The sequence below is a fragment of the Pseudomonas sp. P97.38 genome (assembly GCF_001269745.1).
Taxonomy (GTDB): domain Bacteria; phylum Pseudomonadota; class Gammaproteobacteria; order Pseudomonadales; family Pseudomonadaceae; genus Aquipseudomonas; species Aquipseudomonas chlororaphis_E.
On sequence record NZ_LHVJ01000011.1, the window covers coordinates 301,200 to 326,573 of the forward strand.

Annotated in this window: 18 protein-coding genes; 15 read left to right on the forward strand and 3 right to left on the reverse strand. The window is 63.6% G+C overall.

Annotated features, from left to right (window positions below):
• Positions 1-30: 30 nt before the first annotated feature.
• On the reverse strand, positions 31-483 hold the full coding sequence (locus AD664_RS06830; protein WP_053145381.1) for a hypothetical protein: 453 nt from the start codon (positions 481-483) through the stop codon (positions 31-33).
• 223 nt (positions 484-706) lie between these two features.
• On the opposite strand from AD664_RS06830, the gene tssB reads away from it, so the two are divergent.
• The 10 genes from tssB (at position 707) to AD664_RS06880 (ending at position 12,489) form a co-directional block, all read left to right on the forward strand.
• Positions 707-1,267, forward strand: coding sequence for a type VI secretion system contractile sheath small subunit (gene tssB, locus AD664_RS06835; RefSeq protein WP_053145383.1), 561 nt, complete (start codon positions 707-709; stop codon positions 1,265-1,267).
• A 30-nt stretch (positions 1,268-1,297) separates the two neighbouring features.
• Complete coding sequence (gene tssC / locus AD664_RS06840; protein ID WP_053145385.1) at positions 1,298-2,779, forward strand: type VI secretion system contractile sheath large subunit; 1,482 nt, start codon at positions 1,298-1,300, stop codon at positions 2,777-2,779.
• A gap of 176 nt (positions 2,780-2,955) precedes the next feature.
• A complete protein-coding gene (locus AD664_RS06845) occupies positions 2,956-3,453 on the forward strand; it encodes an Hcp family type VI secretion system effector (RefSeq protein WP_024776584.1) in 498 nt (165 codons plus the stop codon).
• 12 nt (positions 3,454-3,465) lie between these two features.
• Positions 3,466-3,909 (forward strand): type VI secretion system baseplate subunit TssE, encoded by a 444-nt coding sequence (tssE, locus tag AD664_RS06850; RefSeq protein WP_053145387.1) that lies wholly within the window; start codon positions 3,466-3,468, stop codon positions 3,907-3,909.
• Positions 3,893-5,683 (forward strand): type VI secretion system baseplate subunit TssF, encoded by a 1,791-nt coding sequence (gene tssF / locus AD664_RS06855; RefSeq protein ID WP_053145389.1) that lies wholly within the window; start codon positions 3,893-3,895, stop codon positions 5,681-5,683. Before tssE ends, tssF begins: the two co-directional genes overlap by 17 nt.
• Positions 5,647-6,672, forward strand: a complete 1,026-nt coding sequence (gene tssG / locus AD664_RS06860) for a type VI secretion system baseplate subunit TssG (protein WP_053145391.1) — start codon at positions 5,647-5,649, stop codon at positions 6,670-6,672. Before tssF ends, tssG begins: the two co-directional genes overlap by 37 nt.
• 1 nt (position 6,673) lies before the next feature.
• Positions 6,674-9,217 (forward strand): type VI secretion system ATPase TssH, encoded by a 2,544-nt coding sequence (gene tssH / locus AD664_RS06865; RefSeq protein ID WP_053145393.1) that lies wholly within the window; start codon positions 6,674-6,676, stop codon positions 9,215-9,217.
• A gap of 54 nt (positions 9,218-9,271) precedes the next feature.
• The gene (locus tag AD664_RS06870; RefSeq protein ID WP_172679700.1) at positions 9,272-9,919 is read left to right on the forward strand and encodes an endonuclease/exonuclease/phosphatase family protein; all 648 of its coding nucleotides are present in this window, start codon (positions 9,272-9,274) and stop codon (positions 9,917-9,919) included.
• Between the two features lie 4 nt (positions 9,920-9,923).
• Positions 9,924-11,933 carry a type VI secretion system tip protein VgrG gene (tssI, locus tag AD664_RS06875; RefSeq protein WP_053145395.1) on the forward strand — a complete coding sequence of 670 codons (2,010 nt, stop codon included), beginning with the start codon at positions 9,924-9,926 and terminating at the stop codon, positions 11,931-11,933.
• A 13-nt stretch (positions 11,934-11,946) separates the two neighbouring features.
• Positions 11,947-12,489, forward strand: a complete 543-nt coding sequence (locus tag AD664_RS06880) for a toxin-antitoxin system YwqK family antitoxin (protein WP_053145397.1) — start codon at positions 11,947-11,949, stop codon at positions 12,487-12,489.
• A gap of 172 nt (positions 12,490-12,661) precedes the next feature.
• On the opposite strand, the gene AD664_RS06885 is transcribed toward AD664_RS06880, so the two are convergent.
• Positions 12,662-13,057 (reverse strand): DUF4280 domain-containing protein, encoded by a 396-nt coding sequence (locus tag AD664_RS06885; protein WP_053145399.1) that lies wholly within the window; start codon positions 13,055-13,057, stop codon positions 12,662-12,664.
• A gap of 173 nt (positions 13,058-13,230) precedes the next feature.
• Here AD664_RS06885 and AD664_RS06890 point away from each other — a divergent pair, with 173 nt between their 5' ends.
• From AD664_RS06890 to AD664_RS06910, 5 genes are all read left to right on the forward strand, one after another.
• Positions 13,231-14,298: a phosphotransferase family protein gene (locus tag AD664_RS06890; RefSeq protein WP_053145401.1), complete on the forward strand. Its 1,068-nt coding sequence runs from the start codon at positions 13,231-13,233 to the stop codon at positions 14,296-14,298.
• 25 nt (positions 14,299-14,323) lie between these two features.
• Complete coding sequence (locus AD664_RS06895) at positions 14,324-15,091, forward strand: SDR family oxidoreductase (RefSeq protein WP_053145403.1); 768 nt, start codon at positions 14,324-14,326, stop codon at positions 15,089-15,091.
• A 351-nt stretch (positions 15,092-15,442) separates the two neighbouring features.
• Entirely contained in the window at positions 15,443-16,558 is a 1,116-nt protein-coding gene (locus AD664_RS06900) for a Gfo/Idh/MocA family protein (RefSeq protein ID WP_053145405.1), read from the forward strand.
• A gap of 169 nt (positions 16,559-16,727) precedes the next feature.
• Positions 16,728-21,059: a SpvB/TcaC N-terminal domain-containing protein gene (locus AD664_RS06905; RefSeq protein ID WP_053145407.1), complete on the forward strand. Its 4,332-nt coding sequence runs from the start codon at positions 16,728-16,730 to the stop codon at positions 21,057-21,059.
• Positions 21,056-23,857, forward strand: a complete 2,802-nt coding sequence (locus AD664_RS06910; RefSeq protein WP_256207079.1) for an RHS repeat domain-containing protein — start codon at positions 21,056-21,058, stop codon at positions 23,855-23,857. Before AD664_RS06905 ends, AD664_RS06910 begins: the two co-directional genes overlap by 4 nt.
• A gap of 51 nt (positions 23,858-23,908) precedes the next feature.
• Here the strand turns inward: AD664_RS06910 and AD664_RS06915 are convergent, their stop codons facing one another.
• Positions 23,909-25,357: an FAD/NAD(P)-binding protein gene (locus tag AD664_RS06915; protein ID WP_053145409.1), complete on the reverse strand. Its 1,449-nt coding sequence runs from the start codon at positions 25,355-25,357 to the stop codon at positions 23,909-23,911.
• Positions 25,358-25,374: the final 17 nt, after the last annotated feature.

Genomic DNA, 25,374 nt, shown 5'->3' on the forward strand with positions numbered 1-25,374 from the left:
CAATGTCGCCGCCCCCAGGGCGGCCCGCGGTCACTCGGGCTGGCCGTCATTGACCAGTGTCATCTCACGACTTTCGAACTTCAGCCAGGCCGTGCGCTGGTCGTCCAACCGAAGCCGGTGGGCTCCGGGAGTGTTATAGCTGGCGAAGACCAAAAGTCCAGCGGCGCGCCGCCCCTCCAAGGGGAAGGGCTGATGGTCGATGAATTGCCCCGGCACCAGCTCCAGTCCCCAGACCGCCATGCGTTGACGATAGTCGCGCTGGAACTGTTCGCGTTCGGCAAACCATTGGCGGGCGGTGATCCCCAACAACTGCTTGAGCAGGTCCGGGTCCTCGACGGCGATGAAATCCACCGCGATCGGCGTGTTGTCATTGGCCCCGGAAGCGACGTCCAGGGTCAGGCTGTCCAGGTCGACGCTGGGAGCAAAGAGCGAGCAACCGGTGAGCACCAGGCTCAAAAAAAATCCGGAAAAAAACACACGCAAAATGAATCTTCCTTTTCTCAGCGGTCAAAAATTGTTTTTGCTTGCATTTTTATAGACCTGTTCTAGCGTCTTGGATAGTTCGGCCAGCACGGTCGAATGCGCCAGGTTCGTCAAGGGAATGACAGGTTTTCTGCCCTTCATTTGCAACCTGTGGATCAGCAAGGGATTGCGATGAGCGGGCCTCCCGATGCATTGCGCCCCACATGCATCGGAGACGGCCACCATGGCAGAAAGTACCCAGCACAAGCTCGACCGAGTTCGTCCTCCCCGCGTCCAGATCACCTATGACGTGGAAATCGGCAACGCCATCGAGAAAAAGGAATTGCCCCTGGTGGTCGGCATCCTGGCCGACCTCTCGGGCAAGCCGTTGGACCCGTTGCCCAAGCTCAATGAGCGGCGCTTCACGGAGATCGACCGGGACAATTTCAACGAGGTGCTCGCCTCCATCTCCCCACGTGCCACGCTCCAGGTGAACAACACCCTCAGCGGCGACGACAGCAAGCTCAACATCGAACTCAACTTCCGCCACATCGACGACTTCGACCCGGTCAAGGTCGTGGAACAGGTCACCCCGCTGCGGCGCTTGTTCGAAGCCCGCCAACGCCTGCGCGACCTGCTGACCAAGCTCGATGGCAACGACGACCTGGACAAGCTGCTGCGCGACGTGATCGCCAACACCGAAGGCCTGCAGGAGATCAAGTCGGCGCGGCCCCAGGACGCCCCGCCGGAACTGCCCGCCGTAGCCGCCAACGATGACCCGGCCCCCGCCGAACCACAGGCCTGATCGTGCTCATCATTCAAGGGAGATAAAGCCATGCCTGCTTCATCCAGCGCTCAAACCAGCGAGAGCACGACCCAGACCCTGTCCCTGCTGGACAAGATCATCGCCGAGGGCCGCATGGCCCACGACGACAGCCAGCAGGACTATGCCCGCGACATGCTGGCCGAATTCGCCACCCAGGTCCTCGACGAAGGCATGGCCATCGACAAGGACACCGTGGCGATGATCAATGACCGCATCAGCCAGATCGACCAGTTGATCAGCGCCCAGCTCAACGAAGTGCTGCACCATCCCGAGCTGCAGAAACTCGAAGCCTCCTGGCGCGGCCTGCACCTGTTGGTGCAGAACACTGAAACCAGCACCCGGCTCAAGTTGCGCCTGCTCAACGTGACCCAGAAAGAGCTGCAGAACGACCTGGAGAAGGCCGTCGAATTCGACCAGAGCGCGCTGTTCAAGAAGATCTACGAAGAAGAATACGGCACCTTCGGCGGGCACCCGTTCAGCCTGCTGGTGGGCGACTACACCTTCGGCCGGCACCCGCAGGACATCGGCCTGCTGGAAAAACTCTCGAACGTGGCGGCAGCGGCTCACGCGCCGTTCATTGCCGCCGCCAGCCCCCGGTTGTTCGACATGACCAGTTTCACCGAACTGGCGGTGCCCCGTGACCTGTCGAAGATTTTCGAGAGCCAGGAACTGATCAAGTGGCGCTCGTTCCGCGAAAGCGAAGACTCGCGCTATGTGTCCCTGGTGCTGCCGCACTTCCTGTTGCGCCTGCCCTATGGGCCGGACACTCTGCCGGTGGAAGGCATCAACTACGTCGAAGACGTCAACGGCACCGACCACAGCAAGTACCTGTGGGGCAACGCCGCCTGGGCGTTGTCGCAACGCATCACCGAGGCCTTCGCCAAGTACGGCTGGTGCGCGGCGATCCGCGGCGCCGAGGGCGGTGGCGCGGTGGAAGGCCTGCCGGCCCATACCTTCCGCACCAGCTCCGGGGACCTCTCGCTCAAGTGCCCGACCGAAGTGGCGATCACCGACCGCCGCGAAAAAGAACTCAACGACCTCGGTTTCATTTCCCTGTGCCACAAGAAAAACAGCGACGTGGCGGTGTTCTTCGGCGGCCAGACCACCAACAAGGCCAAGCTCTACAACACCAATGAAGCCAACGCCAACGCGCGCATCTCGGCGATGCTGCCGTACGTGCTGGCGGCCTCGCGCTTCGCCCACTATCTGAAGGTGATCATGCGCGACAAGGTCGGCAGCTTCATGACCCGCGACAACGTGCAGACCTACCTCAACAACTGGATCGCCGACTACGTCCTGATCAACGACAACGCGCCGCAGGAGATCAAGGCGCAGTACCCGTTGCGCGAGGCGCGGGTGGACGTGACGGAAGTGGCCGGCAAGCCGGGCGCCTACAAGGCCACGGTGTTCCTGCGGCCGCACTTCCAGCTCGAGGAACTGACCGCGTCGATCCGCCTGGTGGCGACCCTGCCGCCACCGGTTGCGGCCTGACGACGCATAGGACCGTGACAGAGAAACCTGTGGCGAGGGAGCTTGCTCCCGCTGGAGTGCGGAGCGCTCCCAAGATTTTTGGGGCTACTTCGTAGCCCAGCGGGAGCAAGCTCCCTCGCCACAGATTCAGTGCTTGGCCCTAATCAATCGATATCCCTTCTCTGGAGTCCCACACCATGGATGCAATCATTCTCGACCTCGGCGGCGACATCAAGGGCGACAGCCTGCTGGAGGGCTTCACGGACAAGATCGAGGTCATGTCCTACAGCCACAACGTGGCCATGCAGGTCACCAATGACGTCAGCAACTCGGAGCGCACCTCCGGCCGCCCGCACATCGGTGAGTTCACCCTGACCAAGTTCATCGACAGCTCCACGCCCTCGCTCAACGAGTATTGCTGCGCCGGCAAGCCGATCCCCCAGGCCGTCATCACCATCGGCCGCAACGCCGCCGAGGGCAGCGGCAAGATCATGCCGTTCATCGTCTACACCCTCACCAACGTCGTGCTGTCCAACGTCAGTGTCAGCGGCGGCACCGGCGGCAAACCGGTGGAAACCCTGTCGCTGAACTTCACCAAGATCAAATGGGAGCTCACCGCCCAGAAAGACGACGGCACCAAGGAAGGTACGGCGGGCACGACCTGGGACCTGGCGGCCAACAAAATGACCAAGTAAGGAGGCTGCGCCATGGCCGGCTTCGGGTTTCGTCCGCCGCTGTTCGAACGCCTGGCCAGCCCGGCGGACGACACGGGTCGGGCGTTCGATCGCCAGGCGTTGCAGGACTCGGTCCACACCGAACTGTCGCGGCTGTTCAACACCCGGCGCGGGCCACGGGCACTGACCGAGCCGCCGAGCATCCTCGACTACGGCATTGCCGACTGGACCGCGCTGCAGCAGCAACGCAGCGATGACCGGCGCCAACTGACCCGGGAGATCCGCCAGGCGGTCAGCCACTTCGAACCTCGCCTGCGCCTGGGCGAGGTACAGGTCTGCCCGGTGCCCGGTCAGCCACAACAGTTGTGCATCCGGCTGCTGGGCGAACTACGCGGCGCCCCCCACGCCTGGCCGGTGGCCTTTGTGATCGAGCCCGCCGACGACGGCCTTGAGGTGCGCCATGAGCGACTCGATTGACCCGCAACTGCTGGACTATTATCAGCGCGAACTGACCTGGCTGCGTCACGCCGGGAGCCTGTTCGCCGAACGCTACCCCAAGGTCGCCCGGCGCCTGGAGTTGTCCCCCGGCGAATGCCCGGACCCCCACGTCGAGCGCCTGCTGGAGGGTTTCGCGTTATTGGCGGCGCGCCTGCAACGTCGGCTGGACGACGATTACGCCGAGTTCAGCGACGCCCTGCTCGAACAGCTCTACCCGTTGGCCATGCGCCCGTTGCCATCGTGTGCCATCGTCCAGTTCGAACCCGACCCGAGCAAGGGTAACCTCGACGAGGGCTACCCCCTGCCCCGCGACACGCCGTTGTTCGTCACCACTGACAAGGGCCAGAGCATTCACTTTCGCACCACCGCCGCCGTGCACCTGTGGCCGCTGGAAATCAGCGAGGCGCTGCTACTGGGCAGCGACGAGGCCCAGGCGCTGACCGGGGTGGTCCAGGCCCGGTCGGCCTTGCGCCTGAACCTGCGTTGCCTGGGTGAAAGCCAGTGGTCGACACTGGGGATCGAGCACTTGCGGGTGCACCTGGCCGCCTCGCCGATCATCAATGCCTGGCTCTATGACCTGTTGGGCGCCCACGCTATCAAGGTCCTCGCCGGGCCACCCGGCAGCGTGCCGGAGCCATTGGCCGGCCTGCCGCAAATTGTCGGTTTCGGCAGCGACCAGGCCTTGCTGCCGGACGAGGACGGCGTGCACCCGGGCATGCGTCTGCTGGCCGAGTACTTTGCCTTCCCCGACAAATTCGGCTTCTTCGACTTGCCACTGGCCGGCGCGAACAGCGACGTCGCCTCCCTGTACCTCTACATCGTGTTCGACCGCGCTCCGGCCAGCCGCCTGCCGCTCCAGGCCAGCGACATCGCGCTGGGCTGCACCCCGGTGATCAACCTGTTCCCCAGGACTTCGGAACCGCTGCGCCCGGACGGCACTCGCAGTGAATACCGCCTGGTGGCCGACAGTCACCGGGAAAACAGCGTCGAGATCCACAGCATCCGTGGCATGCGCGCCAGCTCCAGCCAGGGTGTGCGCACGGTGCCGGCCTATTACGGCAGCCAGCACGGCAATGAGCCGTCGTGCTACTGGCATGCGCGGCGGGTCAGCGGCATGAGCCCGAACCGGCTGGGCACCGACCTGATGGTCAGCCTGGTGGACACCCGGTTCGACCCACTGGCCGAGACCCGCGACTACAGCCTCACCGCCGAATTACTCTGCACCAACCGACACCTGGCCCAAAGCTTGCCCGCCGGCACCCCGCTGGGCTTCGAGCGCCCGGGCCCGGTGGCCTGGGCCCGCCTGCGCAACCCACCCAGCCCCCAGAGCCTGCCACGGCTGGACGGCGAATCGCGCTGGCGGCTGGTGTCGCAATTGACCCTCAACCATTTGTCCCTGGTGGAAGGCCCGCAGGCGCTCGATGCCCTGCGTGAAATCCTCGAACTGCATAACCTGCGCGACGAGGCCAACGCCCGGCGCCAGATCGACGGCGTGCTGGGGTTGGGCTGCGAACGGGTCATCGCCCATGTCGGCCAGGACGCTTGGCGCGGTTGGCGCAATGGCCTGGAGGTGCGCCTGCAACTGGACCCGCAGCATTTCGTCGGCAGCAGCGCCGTGCTGTTCTCCGGGGTGCTGGCGCAGTTCTTTTCCCTCTACGCCACCGCCAACCGCTTCGTGCGCACGGTGCTGGTCCAGTCCGACAAGGAGGTGAAGACATGGCAACCCCAAGCCGGCAAGCCCCTGACGCTCTGAACCTGAGCCAACGCCTGCGACGCGACCCACAACGCTTCGAATGGCTCCAGGCGCTATTGGTGCTGGAACGCGAGCATCCCCAGGCCGAAACCCTCGGCAGCGGCACTGCCCCGCACGCCGAGGCGCTGCGCCTGCGCGGGCCGCTGACGCCCGTGTTCGCCGCCAGCGAAGTCGAGCGCCTGGAGCAGGACGCCGACTCACCACCGACGTTGACCACACCGATCTTCGGCCTCGGCGGCCCGGACGGTCCGCTGCCCTACGCCTACCAGGAATGGCTGCAGCAACGGGCACGGGCGCGGGACCACGCCCCAGCGGAATTTCTCGACCTGTTCCAGCATCGCCTGCTCAGCCTGCTGTACAAGGTGATGCGCAAGCACCGCATTGCACTGGGCTTTACCGCCCCTGGAGCTTCGGCCGTACAGGCGCAGTTGCGGGCGCTGACCGGCCTGCTGCCCAAGGCCCTGCAGGAGCGCCAGGCCGCTCCCGATTGCGCCGTGCTCGCCTGCACCGCGCTGTACGCCGACGGCCGTCGTTCCCTGGCCGGCTTCGCGGCCATTGTCCGTGAGCAATTCGGCCTGCCGGTGGAACTGACCGGCTATGCCGGAGGATGGCGGGAAATCCCGCCGGCCAGCCGCAGCCGCTTGCAGGCCGGAGGACGCAACCTGTGCCTGGGCCGCACGGCGGTGGCCGGGACCCGGGTCTGGGACGAGCATGCCGGCGTGCGCCTGACCCTGGGCCCACTGAACACCGCTCAAGCCAACGGGTTACTGCCCGACGGCGACGTCCATCCGCTGCTCGCCAGTCTCTATGCCTTGTATTTCGGCCCAGACCTGGATTGCACACTGGTGCTGCTGGTCCGTGGCGCGGGGCCATTGCAACTCGGCCACCCGACGGCGCCGCGCCTGAATTGGAACGGCGGCCTGCAACGCCAGCCGAGCCTGGCCGTGCAACGCATCGAAACCCGCCTTCGTCAGCCGGAGATCGCCTGAAATGGAACTGGCCAGCCTGATCGGACGCCTCAACCCGGACAACCGCCGCGCCTTGGAACGGGCCGCGCAACGCTGCCTGCAACGCGGCCATCATTACGTCGAGATCGAACACCTGTTGCTGGAGCTGCTGGACATCGAAGGGGGCGACTTCGCCTGCCTGCTGCCGCGCTTCGGCCTGGAACGCGACGCCGTGGCGGCCGAAACCAACCGCGCCCTGGACCTGTTCAAGTCCGGCAGCACTCGCACCCCCGCCCTGTCGGCGCAGACCATCGGCCTGCTGGAGGATGCCGTGGTGCAGGCCAGCGTGTTGGGCCTGGACAGCATCCGCTCCGGGCTGTTGTTGCTGGCCCTGCTCGATCGCGACGAGCGCCGCGGCCTGCTGCTCAACAGTGCCTCATCGCTGCTGCGCATCCCCCGGGACGCCCTGCGCACCCACCTGCTGGAGTGGACCGAAAGCTCCCGCGAGCATACCGGCGGCGTACGCGCCGCCAAGCCTGGCGAGGCACCGCAGAAGCAGGACCCGGTACTCGACCAGTACACCCAGGACCTCACCGCCGACGCCCGGGAAGGCCGCATCGACCCGATCGTCGGACGCGACGGCGAGATCCGCCAATGCATCGACATTCTGCTCAGGCGTCGACAGAACAACCCGATCCTGGTGGGCGCCCCAGGCGTCGGCAAGACCGCCGTGGTGGAAGGCCTGGCCCTGCGCATCGCCGCCGCAGATGTGCCGCCGTCATTGCAAGAGGTGACGCTGAGGGTGCTCGACCTGGGCCTGTTGCAGGCCGGCGCGGGCGTCAAGGGTGAATTCGAGCAACGCCTCAAGGGTGTGATCGACGCGGTACGCAGCGCCGAAAAACCCATCATCCTGTTCATCGACGAAGCCCACACGTTGATCGGTGCCGGCGGTGCCGAAGGTGGCAGCGATGCCGCCAACCTGCTCAAGCCGGCCCTGGCCCGGGGCGAACTGCGTACCCTGGCCGCCACCACCTGGCTGGAGTACAAGAAATACTTCGAGAAAGACCCGGCCCTGACCCGCCGCTTCCAGCTGGTGCAGGTCGAAGAACCGGACGAACCCACCGCCGTGGAAATGCTCCGTGGCGTCGCCACCAAACTGGAACAACACCACGGCGTGCAGGTGTTGGACGCGGCCATCCACGAAGCCGTGAAGCTGTCTCATCGCTACATCTCCGGACGCCAGTTGCCGGACAAGGCCATCAGCGTGCTCGACACCGCCTGCGCCCGGGTCGCCCTCGGCCAGCACGACGTACCGCCGCCGCTGGAAAGCCTGCGGCACCGCCAGAACAGCCTCAAGGATGAAGTCGAGCGCCTGCGACGCGAGCAGGCCACCGGCCTGGATCACCGCGAACGCATCACCCTGCTGGAAAGCGAATCGGCCAGCAACGTGCAGGCCATCCGTGAGCTGGAAACCCGCTGGGGCGAAGAACGCGAAGCCGTGCGCGAGCTGCTCGACACCCGGCGCGAACTGCTGGCCCTGAGCGAACGGGCCGATGCTGAAAAACCCGACACCGAAGTCGATAACCGCATCGATCACCTGGGCGCCGAACTGCTGCGCCTGGAAGCCGGCCTCGATGCCATTCGCCAGGACGATCCCCTGGTGCCCGAACAGGTGGACAGCAAGACCGTCGCCGCCGTGATCGCCGGCTGGACCGGCATCCCGGTGGGCAAGATGCTCGCCGACGAGGCCCACGCCGTGCGCACCCTGGGCCAGCGCATGGGGCAACGGGTGATGGGCCAGGGCCCGGCGCTCGACACCATCGCCCAACGCCTGCAAGCCTACCGCGCCGGTCTCACCGACCCGCAAAAACCGGTCGGGGTGTTCCTGCTGGTGGGCCCCACCGGCGTGGGCAAGACCGAAACCGCCTACGCCCTGGCCGATGCCTTGTACGGCGGCGAACGCAACCTGATCAGCATCAACCTTTCGGAATACCAGGAAGCCCACACCGTCAGCCAGCTCAAAGGCGCCCCGCCCGGCTACGTCGGCTACGGCAGCGGTGGCGTGCTCACCGAAGCGGTGCGGCGCAAACCCTATTCGGTGGTGCTGCTGGACGAAATCGAGAAAGCTCACCCCGATGTACTCGAAGCGTTCTACAACGTCTTCGACAAGGGCCTGATGGAGGACGGCACCGGCCTGGTGGTGGACTTCAAGAACACGGTGATGCTTGCCACCAGCAACGTCGGTGCCGAATTGCTGCTGGACACCCCGGCTGCACAACTGGGCAGCGATGCCTTCAACGAAGCCTTGCGCAAGGTGTTGTTGCAAGCGTTTCGTCCGGCCTTCCTGGCGCGCATGACGGTGGTGGCGTACCGGCCGCTGGATGAGGCAACGCTGGAGGGGATCGTGTTGGCGAAGTTGGAAAAACTGCGTGCACGCTACAAGGCGGCAACGGGCAAGCCGTTCGAGTTCGACCCCGGCATCGTCAAGGCCGTGCTCGCCAAATGCAGCGCAGCCGGCGCGCGGGATATCGAGAATGTGCTGATGACGCAGGTGACGGGGAAGTTGGCGCAGTGGGCGTTGGAATAAACGCAACGCCGATGCAGCGCAGGGGGTGGCCTTATGAGAATTGGCAGTTTCAACGTGGAAAAAAACGGCAAGTCCTCCACGCTGGAAAAGCAGACGCAGGTGGATATCTTTCTTCACAACTGCTGCTCCAGCAATTACTGGGACGCGGACATCGTTTTCCTGTGTGAAATACATTCGGCGCAGATCGATAACTACCGTTCGAACCTGGCTGCCATTTACAAAAACTACAGCGTCTATTCCTTCACCGGCGGTCATTCGAATGCCTACATCGTCCTGGTCAAAAGCTTCGAGAGGTTGCAGGTGGTCAGCCAGGGCAGCCTCTTCACCTTGAACAGGGACCTGATTGCCGTCGAAGCCCACGGCGTGAAGGGCTACACCGGCTACGTATTTCTTGCCCATTTCAAGTCGGGACAGAACGGTGTGACCAAAAGCCAGCTCAAGTCCTGCACCGCCTTGGGCGGCAAGTGGGTGGCGACCGGCGATCTGAACCTGGATTACCAAAAGGTGGGAGAACTCGACACCGCCGGGCTGGCTTATGAGTGCTGGGGCGGCCAACAAACCCAAAGCAAGGGCGGCATCCTCGACTGGGTGCTGGCCTCCGTGGATGTCGCTGTCACGCCGGTCGACATCACGGGGCTCGCCCACGTGTTCGATATGTCCGGCCCCGATCACCGCCCCATCCTGTTCGATGTCAGAGGCTGAGCGCATGCCCCGCTCCACCGACAGCAACACCACCCTTTCCCTCACTGCCGCGACGCTGGCCGCACTGTACCCGGACTCGCTGTCCGGCGAAGAGCGTCTCAACGCACTGGGTTCGCACGTCCTCAACGGCCTCAACGACGGCGCCCCATTGACCCTCACCACGGCCATCGGTAGCCACGTCACCACGACCCTGCACAAGGACGCGCTGCTGCGCCCGCTGGACCTGCTGGTGGCCGAAATCCGCCAGTTGCCCGCCGACGCCACCGCCGAGCGCTATCAACTGCTGCTCAGGCCCTGGCTCTGGTGGTTGGGGCTGGCCAGCAACAATCGGGTGTTCCAGAACCTCGCGACATCGGACATCGTCACGACGATTTTCAAAGCCCACGGCTTTACCGACTTCAAGCTCGAGCTCACCGGCAGCTACAGCCCCCGCGAGTATTGCGTGCAGTACGGCGAAACCGACCTGGCCTTTGTCTCGCGCCTGCTGGAAGAGGACGGGATCTTCTGGTTCTTCACCCACGCGCAAGGCACGCACACGCTGGTACTGGCCGACAACAATGACGCCTTCGCGCCGATCCCTAACGGACCGACGGTGAACTACCTCGGGCAGAAAATTGGCGACCGCGAACTGCATGGCATCCGGGCCGGGCACGTGTCCCTGCAAGCGGTGGCCGGGGTCTACCAGGCGACCGACTACGAATTCACCACCCCCACCACATCGCTCTACAGCCAGGCCGAAGCCGTGGCCGGGCCGAGTTCGATGTACGAGCATCCGGGCGGCTACACCGCCAAGGCCCAGGGCGACGCACTGACCAAGCAGCGAATCGACGGCCTGCGCAGCCAGGCGCAGCGGTTTGTCGGCGAAAGCGACTGCCGCTGGCTGGTGCCGGGGTACTGGTTCACCCTGGCCGGGCATGAAGACCCGGCGCTGAACATCGACTGGGTGGTGACCTCGGTCAGCCACGAGGCCAGCCACGACAGCTACCACAATCGGTTCGAGGCGATTCCCAAGGCCACGGCCTACCGACCGGCCCGCCTGACGCCAAAACCGCTCATGCACCCCCAGACCGCGGTGGTGGTGGGCAAGGCCGGCGAGGAAATCTGGACCGATGAATACGGGCGGATCAAGTTGCAGTTTCCCTGGGATCGCACCGGCAAGAACGATGAAACCTCCTCCTGCTGGGTACGCGTGGTCCTGCCCTGGAGCGGCAAGGGGTTCGGCATGCAGTTCGTACCGCGCATCGGCCAGGAGGTCATCGTCACGTTCATCGACGGCGACCCGGACCGTCCGCTGGTGACCGGCTGCGTCTATAACGGCGACAACGCCTTGCCCTATGCGCTGCCGGCAAACCAGACCCAATCCGGGATCAAGACCCAATCGTCCAAGGGCGGCGGCGGTTTCAACGAGTTGCGCTTCGAGGACAAGAAGGACGCCGAAGAAGTGTTCCTCCAGGCCCAGAAGGACTTCAACATCAACGTGCTCAACGACACCACCGCCACCGTTGGCCACGATGAAACCCTCACGGTGCAGAACGCCCGCACCCGCACGGTCAAGGACGGCGACGAGACCGTCACTCTGGAAAAAGGCAAACGCAGCGTGACGATCCAGACCGGCAGCGACAGCCTCGACGTGAAGGACACCCGCAGCGTGACCGTGGGCTCGGACCAGACCCACAGCACCGGCGGCAACTACGCGCACAAGGTCACCGGCAACTACGACCTCACGGTGGACGGCAACCTGACGATCAAGGTCAGCGGCACCCTGACCCTGCAAAGCGGCGGCAGCTTCGCGATCAAGAGCGGCGCCGACCTGGCGGCCCAGGCCAGTACGTCCATCAGCCAGAAGGCCGGCACGGCCTTGAGCAACCAGGCCGGCACTTCACTGGAAAACAAGGCCGGCACCACCCTGACCAACGACGCCGGCATCAGCCTGGTGAATAAGGCCGCCGCCGAACAGACCGTGGACGGCGGTGGCATGCTGACCATCAAAGGCGGCCTGGTGAAAGTCAACTGAGGGGAGCGCATCGATGGCCTCGAAAACACTCGACGTGGAACGTGGCGACAGTCAACTGAACGGCCAGTTGATCGAGGGCCGGCTCGACGGCCCACTGCACATCGAAGAAGCCCGCCGCCCCCAGGCGAAACTCAACTACCACCGCGGTGAACTACAAGGCACCAGTACGTTGTATCACCCCAACGGCAAGGTTTCGGCGGTGCTGCCCTTCGTCAACGGCAAGCTGCAGGGTGTGGCGAGTTTTTATGCGGCCGAAGGCGGTTTGCAGCGCCAGGCCACCTACCGCGCCGGCTTGCTCCACGGCGAAGCCAATAACTACTTCCCTGACGGGCAACTGGCCGAGGCCGAGTTCTATCGCGACGGCGTACGCGACGGCCGTTACCGTCGCCTGCACGCCAACGGCAACCCCGCCGTCGAAGCCCGTTACCTCAATGGCCAACTGATGGAGCCGGCCCACGCCTACGCCGAAGACGGCCGCCCGCTGGATGCCGAAGGCAAACCGATCTCCCGGCTGCGCTGGTGGCTGCGGCGCTGGAACGACCCGGCGCAGGCTTGAAGCCCCTCCCCCTGTGGGAGCGGGCTTGCCCGCGAAGAGGGCGGCACATTCAGCATCTTCATGGCAGACACGCCGCTTTCGCGGGCAAGCCCGCTCCCACAGGGATTTGGGGTGTACGCAGCCATTGCTCACACCTGCGCAGGAGACCACCGATAGCTGCCAACCCAGCCAGTCAGGGAATCAACATCTGCACCTGCCCCGGCACGACAATCTTGATGACCCCGGCCCAGGAGCACATCAGGGTGCTGTTGGCACCGATGGCCGGCATGTTGCCCAGCAACAGGGTCGGTGGGCCGCCCGGGATCCAGGGGGTGGCGGTGGCGGGGATGCAGGGCATGGGGGTGAGCACGCCCAGGGCGGCGGCCGTGGCGGCGGCGACGGTGGGGTTGGCCAGGCTCATGCACATGCCGAACGTGGTGACGTTCACCAACGGAATGTGATCCATGATGTTCGCTGCCGGCATCCCGCCAGTCAGCATTCGGTTGACCGGCAATACGTTGAGCACCGCTGGCGCGGCGCCGAAGCTGCATTGCAAGGTGGCGGTGCTGCAGACCTGCGGGCATCCCATCGCGGCGACTCCTTGAAGCGACCCCGAAACCATAGCTCACCTGGACGCATCAGGCCCGCTGATTATCCAGCAACACGCTAACCTATAAGACCCTGGCGTGCTTGTGACGCCTCCCACGCGCCATTAGATTAGCCAATGATCGATGGCCTCCAAAATAAGCAGAAGGGATAAGCATGGCGTTTACTGATCAGTCCACCCGCGTGCGCGACGGTGAAGAACTCGATGCCAGTCTGATCGACCCGTACCTCAAGGCCCACATTCCGGGCCTCACCGGCTTGCCACGGATCAGCCAGTTCCCCGGTGGCGCGTCGAACCTGACCTACCTGCTGGAGTACCCCGAACAGGAGTTCGTCCTGCGGCGCCCGCCGTTCGGCCACAAGGCCAAGTCCGCCCACGACATGGGCCGCGAATTCCGCATCCTCAACCAGTTGCGCGAGGGCTTCCCGTACTGCCCGAAAGCCTACGTGCACTGCACCGACGAGTCGGTGATCGGCGCCGAGTTCTATGTGATGGAACGGGTCAAGGGCATCATCCTGCGCTCCGACCTGCCGCCGGAACTGGGTTTCGACGCCGCCCGCACCGAAGCGCTGTGCAAGAGCTTCATCGACCGGCTGGTGGAACTGCACCGGGTCGACTACAACGCCTGCGGCCTGGCGGACCTGGGCAAGCCCGAAGGCTACGTGGCCCGGCAGATCCGTGGCTGGAGCGAACGCTACGAAAAAGCCCTGACCCCCGACGCGCCGCAATGGCAGGCCGTCAAGGACTGGCTCAACGACAAGATGCCCGCCGACCACCCGACGTCCAGCATCGTGCACAACGACTACCGCTTCGACAACGTCATCCTGGACCCCGAGAACCCGATGCAGATCATCGGCGTGCTCGACTGGGAACTGACCACCCTGGGTGATCCGCTGATGGACCTGGGCAACAGCCTCGCCTACTGGATCGAGGCCGACGACCCGGCGCCGGTGCAACTGATGCGGCGCCAGCCCAGCCACGCGCCCGGCATGCTGACCCGCCGCGAGTTCGTCGACTACTACGCCGAACGCGCCGGCATTCGCATCGACAACTTCGACTTCTACTACACCTACGGCCTGTTCCGCCTGGCCGGTATCGTCCAGCAGATCTACTACCGCTTCTACCACGGCCAGACCCAGGACAAACGCTTCGCGCAGTTCGTTCAGATGAACAAGCTGCTGGAGCAGATGAGTCTGCAGGTCATCCGCAAATCCACGCTCTGAGCGCACCTATAACAAGGGAAACCGCATGTCCAAGACTCAGTTGTTCGACCTCGACGGTAAAATCGCTTTCGTTTCCGGTGCCAGTCGCGGCATCGGCGAGGCCATCGCCAAGTTGCTGGCCCAGCAAGGCGCCCACGTGATCGTGTCCAGCCGCAAGCTCGACGGCTGCCAGCAGGTGGCCGACGCCATCGTCGCCGCGGGCGGCAAGGCCACCGCCATCGCTTGCCACATCGGTGAAATGGAACAGATCAGCCAGGTCTTCGCGGGCATCCGCGAGCAGTTCGGGCGCCTGGACATCCTGGTCAACAACGCCGCCACCAACCCGCAGTTCTGCAACGTCCTGGACACGGACCTGGGCGCCTTCCAGAAAACCGTGGACGTGAACATCCGCGGCTACTTCTTCATGTCGGTGGAAGCCGGCAAGTTGATGCGCGAGAACGGCGGCGGCAGCATCATCAACGTGGCGTCGATCAACGGCATCTCGCCAGGGATCTTCCAGGGCATCTATTCGGTGACCAAGGCGGCGGTGATCAACATGACCAAGGTCTTCGCCAAGGAATGCGCGCAGTTCGGCATCCGCTGCAATGCCCTGCTACCGGGCCTGACCGACACCAAGTTCGCCTCGGCGCTGGTCAAGAACGACACCATCCTCAAGACCGCCCTGGCCCAGATCCCGCTCAAGCGCGTGGCCGACCCAAGCGAAATGGCTGGCACGGTGCTGTACCTGGCCAGCGACGCGTCGAGCTACACCACAGGCGTGGCACTGAATGTGGATGGCGGGTTTCTTTCCTGATACTGCATGTCCCAAATGTGGGAGCGGGCTTGCCCGCGAAAGCGGTGGATCAGTCGATGAAGATGCTGGACAGGCTCGGCCTCTTCGCGGGCAAGCCCGCTCCCACAGGTTGATCCTTGGCGGCCACAGGATGGGTGTTCACCGTAGATCCCTTGTGGGAGCGGGCTTGCCCGCGAAAGCGGTGGATCAGTCGATGAAGATGCTGGACAGGCCCGGCCTCTTCGCGGGCAAGCCTGCTCCCCACCGGGTTTTTTCCACCGCGCAAATGAATATTTATTCCAATATTTGCAATTAGCGAATATTTATTCCATAAAGAGCCCTCTGACAATAACAACTCAAAGGGCTCTTCTCATGCGCGAAATCGGCATCGGTCTGATTGGCACCGGCTTCATGGGCCGTGCCCATGCCTTGGCGTTCCACCAGGCCAAGGCGGTCTTTGACCTTCCCCACCCCCTGACACTGGCGGCCCTGGCCGACGCCGACCCGCAGCGCGCCCGGCAATGCGCGCAGAGCTGGGGCTTCGAGACGGCCCACACTGACTGGCAACGGTTGATCGAAGACCCCAAGGTCAATCTGGTCGCCATCACCACTCCCAACCATTTGCACTTCCCCATGGCCATGGCGGCGCTGGCGGCGGGCAAACCGGTGTATTGCGAGAAGCCCCTGGCCGTGTCCCTCGACCAGGCCGACCAGATGCGCCAGGCGGCCAAGGCGGCGGGCGTGGTCACCCGGGTCGGCTACAACTACCAGCACAACCCGATCATCCAGTTGGCGCGGGAGATCATCCAGCGCGGGGAGCTGGGCTCGATCGTCAGTTTCCAGGGCGAGTTCAGCGAAGACTTCATGGCCAACCCGGCCTCCCCCTGGTCATGGCGCTGCGAAGCGGCCCACGCCGGCGGTGCCCTGGCGGACCTGGGCAGCCATTTGCTGGCGATGGCCCGGCACCTGCTGGGCGATGTCGAGGCGGTGTGTGCCGTCAGCCAGACCGTGCACACCCAGCGCCCCGCCAGCGCTGGCAATCGCGAACAGCGCACCATCGCGGTGGACGACCATGTGCACGCGCTGCTGCGCTTCGCCAATGGCGCACGTGGCACGGTGAGCAGCAGTTGGCTCAAGCACGGCTACAAGAACCACCTGGCCTTCGAGATCAGCGGCACCCTGGGCACCTTGGCGTTCGATCAGGAACGGCTCAATGAACTGCGCCTGTGCCGCGCCGGCGAAACCGGGTTCCAGCGCCTGCTGGCCGGCCCGGACCTCCCCGGCTACGCCGCCTTCAGTCCGGCCGCCGGGCACCAGTTGGGCTACAACGAACTGAAAACGCTGGAGGTGCAGGAACTGCTCATGGCCCTGGCCGGCGAAGCAGGCCACGGCACGGACTTCGAAGAGGCCTGGGCGGTGGAACGCCTGGCGGCTGCGATTCGCCTGGCGGCGCGGGAGCAGCGTTGGGTCAACGTGGATGAACAATGAAAGGTTGAGCCCCGGCTGCAGGTAAACGGCGCTCGCGCGGGGGGGGATATACCTCCCGCACCATTTTCTTATTCCATTGATGGCTAGAAGACTGTCAACTCTGACAGTGGCTGGAGAGCCCCTGATCCGCGCAACATTAGCGCTCTGCACACCCGCACAGAGCCTGGCGATGGACCAACCGGACCGCTTGAGCATCACCCCTCCTTCACTGCCGAAGGGCGGCGGTGCCATTCAGAGCATCGGCAGCGGCTGGGGCGAAGTGGGCTCCACCGGCAAGGCGTTTTACGATTTGCCACTGCCGATCTCTCCAGGGCGCGGTTTCGCCCCGGCCCTGCAGCTCGGTTACGGCAGCAGCGTGGGCAACAGCTTGTTCGGGATCGGCTGGGTACTGTCGCTGGGCTGCGTGGCACGGCGGACAAGCAAAGGGGTCCCGGCCTACACCGATGACGATGTCATGCTCGGCCCGGACGGCACCGTCTGGATGCCGGAGCGCGACGATGACGCACAGATCATTCGCCGACCGGTGGACACCTATCAAGGCCTGGAACTGGGTACGGTCTATCAGGTGGCGCGCTATTTCCCACGCATCGAGGGCACCTTCGAACGGATTGAACATTGGCGTTCAGCCGAAGACCACCCAGGATTCTGGTTGATTCACGGGGCCGACGGCAGCCTGCACTTGTACGGTTTCAACGCCTCCTCACGCAGCACCGACCTCGAAGACGCGCTGCGTGTCGGCGAGTGGCTGCTGGAAGAAAGCCTCAATGCCCATGGCGAACATATCCTTTATGAGTACGCTGGCGAAGATCATGCTGGCATGCCCGCCGATACGCCCCGCGACTTTCGCGCGCAGTGCTACCTGAGCCGAGTGCGCTATGGCAATGCCGAGGCGAACGCTCACCTTTATCACTGGGCACCGACAGCGCTCCGGCAAGCTCGCTGGCACTTCGACCTGATCTTCGATTATGGCGAGCGCGACACCGGGCTGACGGACATTCCCACGTACGAGCCGACGGGCGAGTGGCCCGTGCGCAGTGATCCTTTTGCCACCTACGGCTATGGCTTCCTGCTGGGCAACCTGCGCCTGTGCCGGCAAGTGCTGATGTTCCACCAGTTCGCCGAGCTGGGGAGCGCACCGCTGCTGGTGCAGCGGCTGCTATTTGAGTACCACACCACGGACCTGGGCTACAGCCTGCTGTGCGCTGCGCACCAGCAAGGCTACGACCAGCAGGGCCGAATCGAGTCGCGCCCACCGGTGGCGTTCAGCTATTCGGCATTTTCCACCGAAGCCACCGAGTATCAGCCATTCGATGCCATGCCTGGCCTCAACGACGGCCAGCAATATCAGTTGGTTGACCTGTATGGCGAGGGTATCCCCGGCGTGCTCTATCGCAGCGACAAGGCTTGGTACTATCGCGAGCCGCTGCGCGCGCAAACGGCGCAAACCGCTGATGAAGTGAGCTACGACACTTGGAAACGCCTGGATGCCATACCGGTGATGGACAGCCGCAAGCCGGTGCGCCAGTCACTGATGGACCTCACCGGCGATGGCCGGCTGGATTGGGTGATCGCACAACCCGGCGTCAGTGGCTTTTTCACCCTCACCCCGGATCGCCACTGGTCGACGTTCGTCGCCTTCGGCGCCTTCCCCGTGGAGTTCTTTCATCCGCAAAGCCAACTGGCCGACCTGATGGGCGGTGGCTTGTCCGACCTGGCCTTGATCGGCCCACGCAGCGTGCGGTTGTATGCCAACCGTCGAGAGGAAGGTTTCGCAGCGGGCCAGGATGTCACGCACTTCGTCGAAACAGCCCCCGACGATCGCTTGCCCCTGTTGAGCCAGGCGCAGACCGAATTGGTGGCCTTCAGTGATGTGCTGGGCACAGGCCAGCAACATCTGGTGCGCATTCGCCACAACGAAATCGTCTGCTGGCCCAATCGCGGTCACGGTCGCTTCGACCCGGGCATTCACCTCGCAAACCTCCCCTACGCCTACAAATCTTTCGACGCTTCGCGGGTACTGCTTGCCGACCTGGACGGTTCCGGCGCCGCCGACCTGATCTATCTCACCCACGAACACGCTGAAATCTTCATGAACCGCACCGGCATGGGGTTCGAGACCACCCCACGGATCCTTCCCTGGCCACCGGGCGTGCGTTATGACCGACTGTGCCAAGTCAGCGCCGCCGATTTGCAAGGCCTCGGCTGTTCCAGCCTGGTGCTGACCGTACCGCACATGAAGCCCCACCATTGGCGCTGCGATTTTGTCCAGGCCAAGCCGTACCTGCTGCACCGCACGAACAACAATATGGGCGCGGCCGGCGAAGTGATCTACCGCAGCTCGGCCCAGGAATGGCTCGATGAGAAAAAGGCCTTGCTGGCCGCGAACCTGGAGGTCGCCAGCCATGTGCCGTTTCCGATGCCCGTGTCCGTCCGGCAGATCCAGTTGGATGAAATCACCGGCAATCAACTGACCCAATTCTTTGAGTACCGACAGGGCTTTTACGACGGCCAGGAACGCGAGTTCCGCGGCTTTGGCCTGGTCATGCAAACCGACAGCGAAACCACCGGTGACGAACAACACCAAGCCGGCTTTACCGCGCCGGTGCTGCGCAAGAGCTGGTTTCACACCGGGCGCATGCCCGACCTGCCGGGGCTCGATTACGACCCTTCGGACAACGCGGCGGTGCCCTTGGGCAGCGCCCTGCTGCTGGCTGCCAAAACTGACGCTAAGGACGAAATCATCAGCGATGCCAATGACGAGACCCTGCACGACATGGCCTACGCATTGGCAGGCAGTCCGCTACGGGTGGAGGTATTCGGCCCCGACGATGACCCGCTGCAAGCCCGGCCCTATTCGGTGCAGCAATCCCGATACGCCGTGCGCCTGTTGCAACTGCGCGACGAGCACCAGCCCTATTGCAGGATGCAGCCGCTGGAGTTGGAGTCGATCGCCTACACCTACGAACGCCAACCCGACGACCCGCGCTGTCAGCACCACATCAACCTGGCCTGGGACTCCTACGGGGGATTGATCCATGACGTGACCGTCCACTATGCCCGGCGCAAGGATATCAATGACGAACCGCCGTTCAGCGAAGCCCATGAGCAAACCTGGTGGCGGGCCGCCCACGACGACGCGCAGCGCTTTCACTACCTGGAGGAAAACCGGGCCCGGTTCATTCATCTGGACGATCCACAAGCCGTTCGCCGGAGCTTGCCCTACCTGTCCCGAGGCAACGTCCTGGTTCTGCCAAAGACCGCGTTGCCACCGCAAGACATCAGCTACGAAGGCCTGCTCGAGCGCCTCGATGCACCGGCCTCGGACGACTGGCCGCGAGTCCTGAGCGCACTGGCCGAACAGCGCTATCAACACGCCGGCCAGACACTGCCGGCTGGCCAGGCCAGTTTCGAGGCACTGGCCGACTACCTTGAAACCGCCGAATTGGATGAGACGGCGCTCCAGGCCTATGCGGCAGTGCTCAGCCCCGATGAGTTGGCGGAAAAACTGCCCAGGCTCGGCTACCGCCCCATGGTCGCCGCCCTGCCGCCGGAACCGGACCGGGTGTTGTGGTCGACGCGCAAGGGGTTCATGACCTACGCCGCACTGGAGGGGTTCTACCGATTGATCAGCGTTCGCCCCACTGAAAACCAGGGGCCGACGGACGTTGTGTTCGATCCCTATCATTGCCTGCCGCTCAGCGTCACCACCGCTGACGGATGCAGCACACGCATGGCCGAAGCTGACTATCGGTTCCTGTTGCCCCGGCGCATCGTCGATCCGAACCAGAACACCCAGGAAGCTTGCTTTGACGGCTTCGGTGAACTGTTGGCCAGCAGTTTCCATGGCACTGAGCGTGGCATCGAGGTCGGGTTCGATCCGATAGACGAGTACCAGCCGGTTATCCGTTTGCCCGCCGAAGCCATCGCCGCCCCCGACGCCGCCCTGCAAGGCGCGGCCAGCGTCTGTTTTCGCGATGCCTTCAGTTGGATGCAGCGCCGTGAACCGGTCCACGTGGCCATCCTGCAAGCCGACCGCTACCCGCAACCACCGGACAACCCCGGACGCAAGATCCGTATCGCCGTGCAGTGCTGGGATGGCTTTGGCCGCCGCCTGCAGAGCAAGCAGAAGGTCGAACCAGGCATGGCCTATCAGATTGACGAGGACGGCGGCCTGGTGCTTGACGACGACCAGCCGGTGAGCGCGCCGGCCGCCGAGCGCTGGCGGGTCAGTGAACGGGTCGAATACAACAACAAAGGGCTGGCGGTGCGCGTCTACCGGCCGTACTTCGCCGATGGCTATCGCTACGTCAACGATGAGTCGTTTCGTCGGTTCGGCCATTGCGACCAGCAGTTCTACGACCCTCTCGGACGCCCGACCCTGACGATCACCGCCATGGGTTATTGGCGGCGTCAACGTTACCTGGGGTGGTACGGCATTGCCGAGGATGAGAATGACACGTTGGAAGAATCCCAGTTGAACAAGGCGTCGGGGGGTGCATGATGAACAGCCAGGCAGCCGGGCGCGTTCATGCCTACACGCCGACGCTGACGGTCGCCGACCCACGCGGGCTTGTCGTGCGGACGGTGGATTACTATCGATCCGTCGAAGGCGTGCAGGCCCAAGAGCGGGTCAACCGCAGTGCCTATGACGCGATGGGTCGCCTGGCCGGACAATGGGATCCGAGGTTGTGGCAGCTCACTGGGGAAGACGCCTCCACGCCGCCCAACCTGATCAACCGCCACTCGCTGTCCGCCAAGGTGCTGGGCTCGATCAGTGTCGATGCCGGTGAACGGATCAGCCTGTTCGGCGATGGCGACCAACGGGTCCAAACCTGGGACAGCCGAGAGACTGAGCAATGGGTCGAATACGACGATCTGCTGCGGCCATTGGCCATTTACGAACAGGGCCAGGGCGAAGCCTCGCGTTGCATTGAACGTTATGAATACGCTGATGCCAGTACCGATTTCGCTGCTCGCAATCAATGCGGGCAAATGATCCGGCATGATGATCCGGCGGGCACCCAAACATTGGACGAGTACGCCCTGACCGGTGGCGTGCTCGAACAGACCCAGCGGTTTTTACACTCGCTGCAAACGCCGGATTGGCCGCCCACACTGCCTGAGCGCGATACGCTGCTGGAGCCGACGGCGCAGGCGGCCACCAGCGCGACGCGTTTCAGTCCGCTGGGCGATGTGCTGGAACAGATGGACGCCAAGGGCAATCGGCAACTGTTCGATTACACCGTCGATGGCCTGCTGTTCGCGAGCCATCTGCAACTGAGCGGCCAGGCATCGCCTCAGACGCTGGTCAGTGATATCGCCTACAACGCCTATGGCCAGGTCGAACAGAAAACGGCCGGTAACGGCGTTGTCAGCACCCTCGGTTACCGTGCCGAGGACGGACGCCTTCTGCGGTTGCACGCCGAGCGCAATGCCGAGGGTCCGCTGCAGGATCTTCGCTACGCCTACGATCCGGTGGGCAATGTGCTGAGCATCGAAGACGCTGCCTTGCCCATTCGCTACTTCGCCAACCAGCGGGTGGAACCGGCCAACCGTTATGAGCACGACAGCCTCTATCAGTTGATCAGGGCAACCGGCTGGGAAGCCGGGAGCGTCAGCCGAGGCCCGCAATTCGACCGCTTCGCGGATCCACGCGCAGTCGCCAATTACCAGCAAACTTACCGCTACGACGCAGGTGGCAACCTGCTGGAACTGGTCCACACCGGCCCGCAACGCCACAGCCGCACACTGACGGCCGCTCGCCACAGCAACCGTTGCCTGCCTGACCTGGATGACCGGCCGCCGACCGAAGAAGACATTGCCGCCGCGTTCGATGGCAACGGCAACTTGCTGGCACTGCAACCGGGGCAAGCGATGACTTGGAACCTGCGCAATCAACTGCACGAGGTGCGCCCCGTCGAACGGGAAAGCGCTGACGATGACCGCGAACTGTACTTCTATGGTGGCGATGGCATGCGGCGACGCAAGGTCCGCTCCAGCCAAACCAATGCCCGTTCGCTGATTTCGGAAGTTCGCTATTTGCCAGGCCTGGAAATTCGTACGCACGAAGGCACGGGCGAAGTGTTGCAAGTGATCTGCGTGCAAGCCGGACGCAGCGCCATGCAGGTGCTGCACTGGGAAACCACACCACCCACCGGTATAAGCAACGATCAGTATCGCTATAACCTGACCGACCATCTGGGTTCCAGCAGCCTGGAGCTGGATGGCGAGGCCGGGGTGATCAGCCAGGAAACCTACCATCCCTTCGGCGGTACGGCCTGGTTTGCCGGGCGCAGTGAGGTGGAGGCCAGTTACAAGACAGTGCGTTATTCGGGGAAAGAGCGGGATGCGACGGGGCTTTATTATTATGGGCTCAGGTATTACGCATCCTGGTTGCAATGTTGGATCAGTCCAGATCCACTGGGGAACGTGGACGGTTTGAATTTATTTTGTTTTGTCTCGAACTCACCCGTGAACTTTATTGATCAGCAAGGCGGCGTGAAATTTCCAGCCGCCTTGATCGCTTCGGATGCAGTTCGAGGGCTCGTCAACGAAGCCCGATACCCCGAGGCTCTTTCAAGAGCGCGCGCCGAGTCTGCTCCTGATGCTGCGGTAATCAATGCATGGGTGCATTCTCTTATACCCTCGGTTGATATGACGTCTACGACCGTGTTTCAGTCAAGGAGCAGCAATAGCATTTATCAGGCTGATTCGGACGTGGAAGGAATACAGTTTCTCATCAAGAAAATGCAATCACCGAAAGAATCCCAAAGTGAGGCGTTTGCTTATGAGGTCAGTGAACGACTGGGCTTTCATTTTGTACCACCCACCCAGTACAAAGCCAAATCAATGATTCAACAACGAGTCATCAATATAAAAAAAAATACTCAAGAACAAAAAGCGCTGCCTGAGTCCGCCAAGCTTTTCTATTTTCTGATCAATGAATTCGATGATAATTCGGGCAATCAGTTGTGGGACGCTCATCAAAATGTTTATTTGATCGATCATGAGGCTGCATTTTCCGAGCAAAAAAACCCGGTTTTCAACCTGCAAACTATCAATTTGGCAAATATTTTCGACGCAGAGCGTTGGGAGAAATTCAATAGCGTCAGCATTAAGGAATGGAAAAGCTTGATTACTGAAAAATACTCAACTTTGTCAAAAGGTGAAACTAACGCTTTTCTGGGAAGAATCAGAGACACGCAAGCGGCGGTACAGCGAGGGATTGATCGCGAAGTGTTGAACTTTGGCGTGAAACGCAGTTTTCTACAGCGGGCTTTCGGACGTAAAGCCGCCTAGGCTGTGCCACGGGTGAAACGATTTGCGTCCCCCACCACCGGGGGGACGCGTTTAATCTGAAGTCAAGGTTCGCAGCCCAACCAACCGCCCTGCCAACACCTTCGCCTGACTCGCCACATCAGTCACGGCGGTACTTTCCCACCACATCCCCCGCAGCGGCGGGCCCATGGCGAACAGCCGGTCGGCGGGTTCGCCTCGGGCGTTGATTACCGCGCCGTCGGGCCTTGCGGCGATACCCAGGGCCAGCGGGCCGGGCTGGATCAGGCCACGGGCCAACAGTTGCTGCGGCAACGGCCGGGCCACCCGGCGCCAGTCGTATTCGATGCCACTGGAATTGATCAACGCAGCGCCCTGTACCACGGTCGTCCCGGCTTCGCCGCGCCGACGGAGGCGAATTGCGACGGGGCCCCCGGCCGACTCGACCAGCCCCTTGAACGACGCCGCCTGAATCCGCAACCGCCCTTCTTCGTGCAAACGCGCCACCAGCTCGGCACTCAACGGCGGCGAACGGTGATGATGGCTCTCCCACCAGGGCCGGACATGCCGCACGAACTGTCGGCGCTGTACATCGCTGGCCTGGCTCCACAAGCGCCCGATATGCGCGCGTACCGTGTCCAGCGGCGCCTGCCAATCGATGCCTTGGGCCTGGGCCTGGCGGCACTGGTGACGCAACGCGCGCATCAGTTGGCGCGGCGAACGCAGGCTGTGGTCTTCGGCAAGAAAGTCCGCCCACGCCGGCGGTTGGCGGCGCACATGGGGCAACAGCCCATGGCGGGAAAACACTTCGATGGGCCCACGGTGCCCGGCCTGTTCCAACGACACCACCGCATCGACCATGGTCAGCCCCGAGCCGATGATCAACACCGTGGCCTGGGGATCGAGCTGGCGCATCGCGGCCACGTCCCAAGGGTCCAGGGCGGCGGCATTCAAGCCGCTGGATTCGGTCTGAGGCGTGCGCGCCGCCGGGAACATGCCGGTGGCCAGCACGGCGAAACGCCCGCGCAGGACCTGGCCGTCATTGAGCGTCAGCAACACCGCCCCCTCGACAAGCTGCAGATCCACCACCTCCCCGCGCACGTGCTCGGCCACGGAGCCGTGCTGCGCGCCGACCGCCCGAGCCTCGTCCAGGCGTTGCTGCACGTACAGGCCAAAGATTCCCCGTGGTGGAAACAGTTCGCTGATCGGCACGTGCTGCTGGTCCGACTCGGGCCAGCCACCGGCCTCGATGAACGCGCTGAGCCATTGCGTCAGGTCATCGGCGTTGTCCGGATCGACGCTCATCCGCGCTGCGTTACCGTTCAGGGTATGCCCCAGTTCCACGGCGCTGTAGGCCTCGCCTCGGCCCAGCTCGCTGCGTGGCTCGACCACCAGGACCTCACGGCGGCCCGGCAGGCGCAGCAATTGCGCCGCCAGCAAGGCACCGCTCAGGCCGCCGCCGACAATGATCACATCGGCTTCACGGGCGATGTCGTTCGCCTGTTGCTCCGGCGCTGTCTGCATACCGCTCTCCCCCAGGC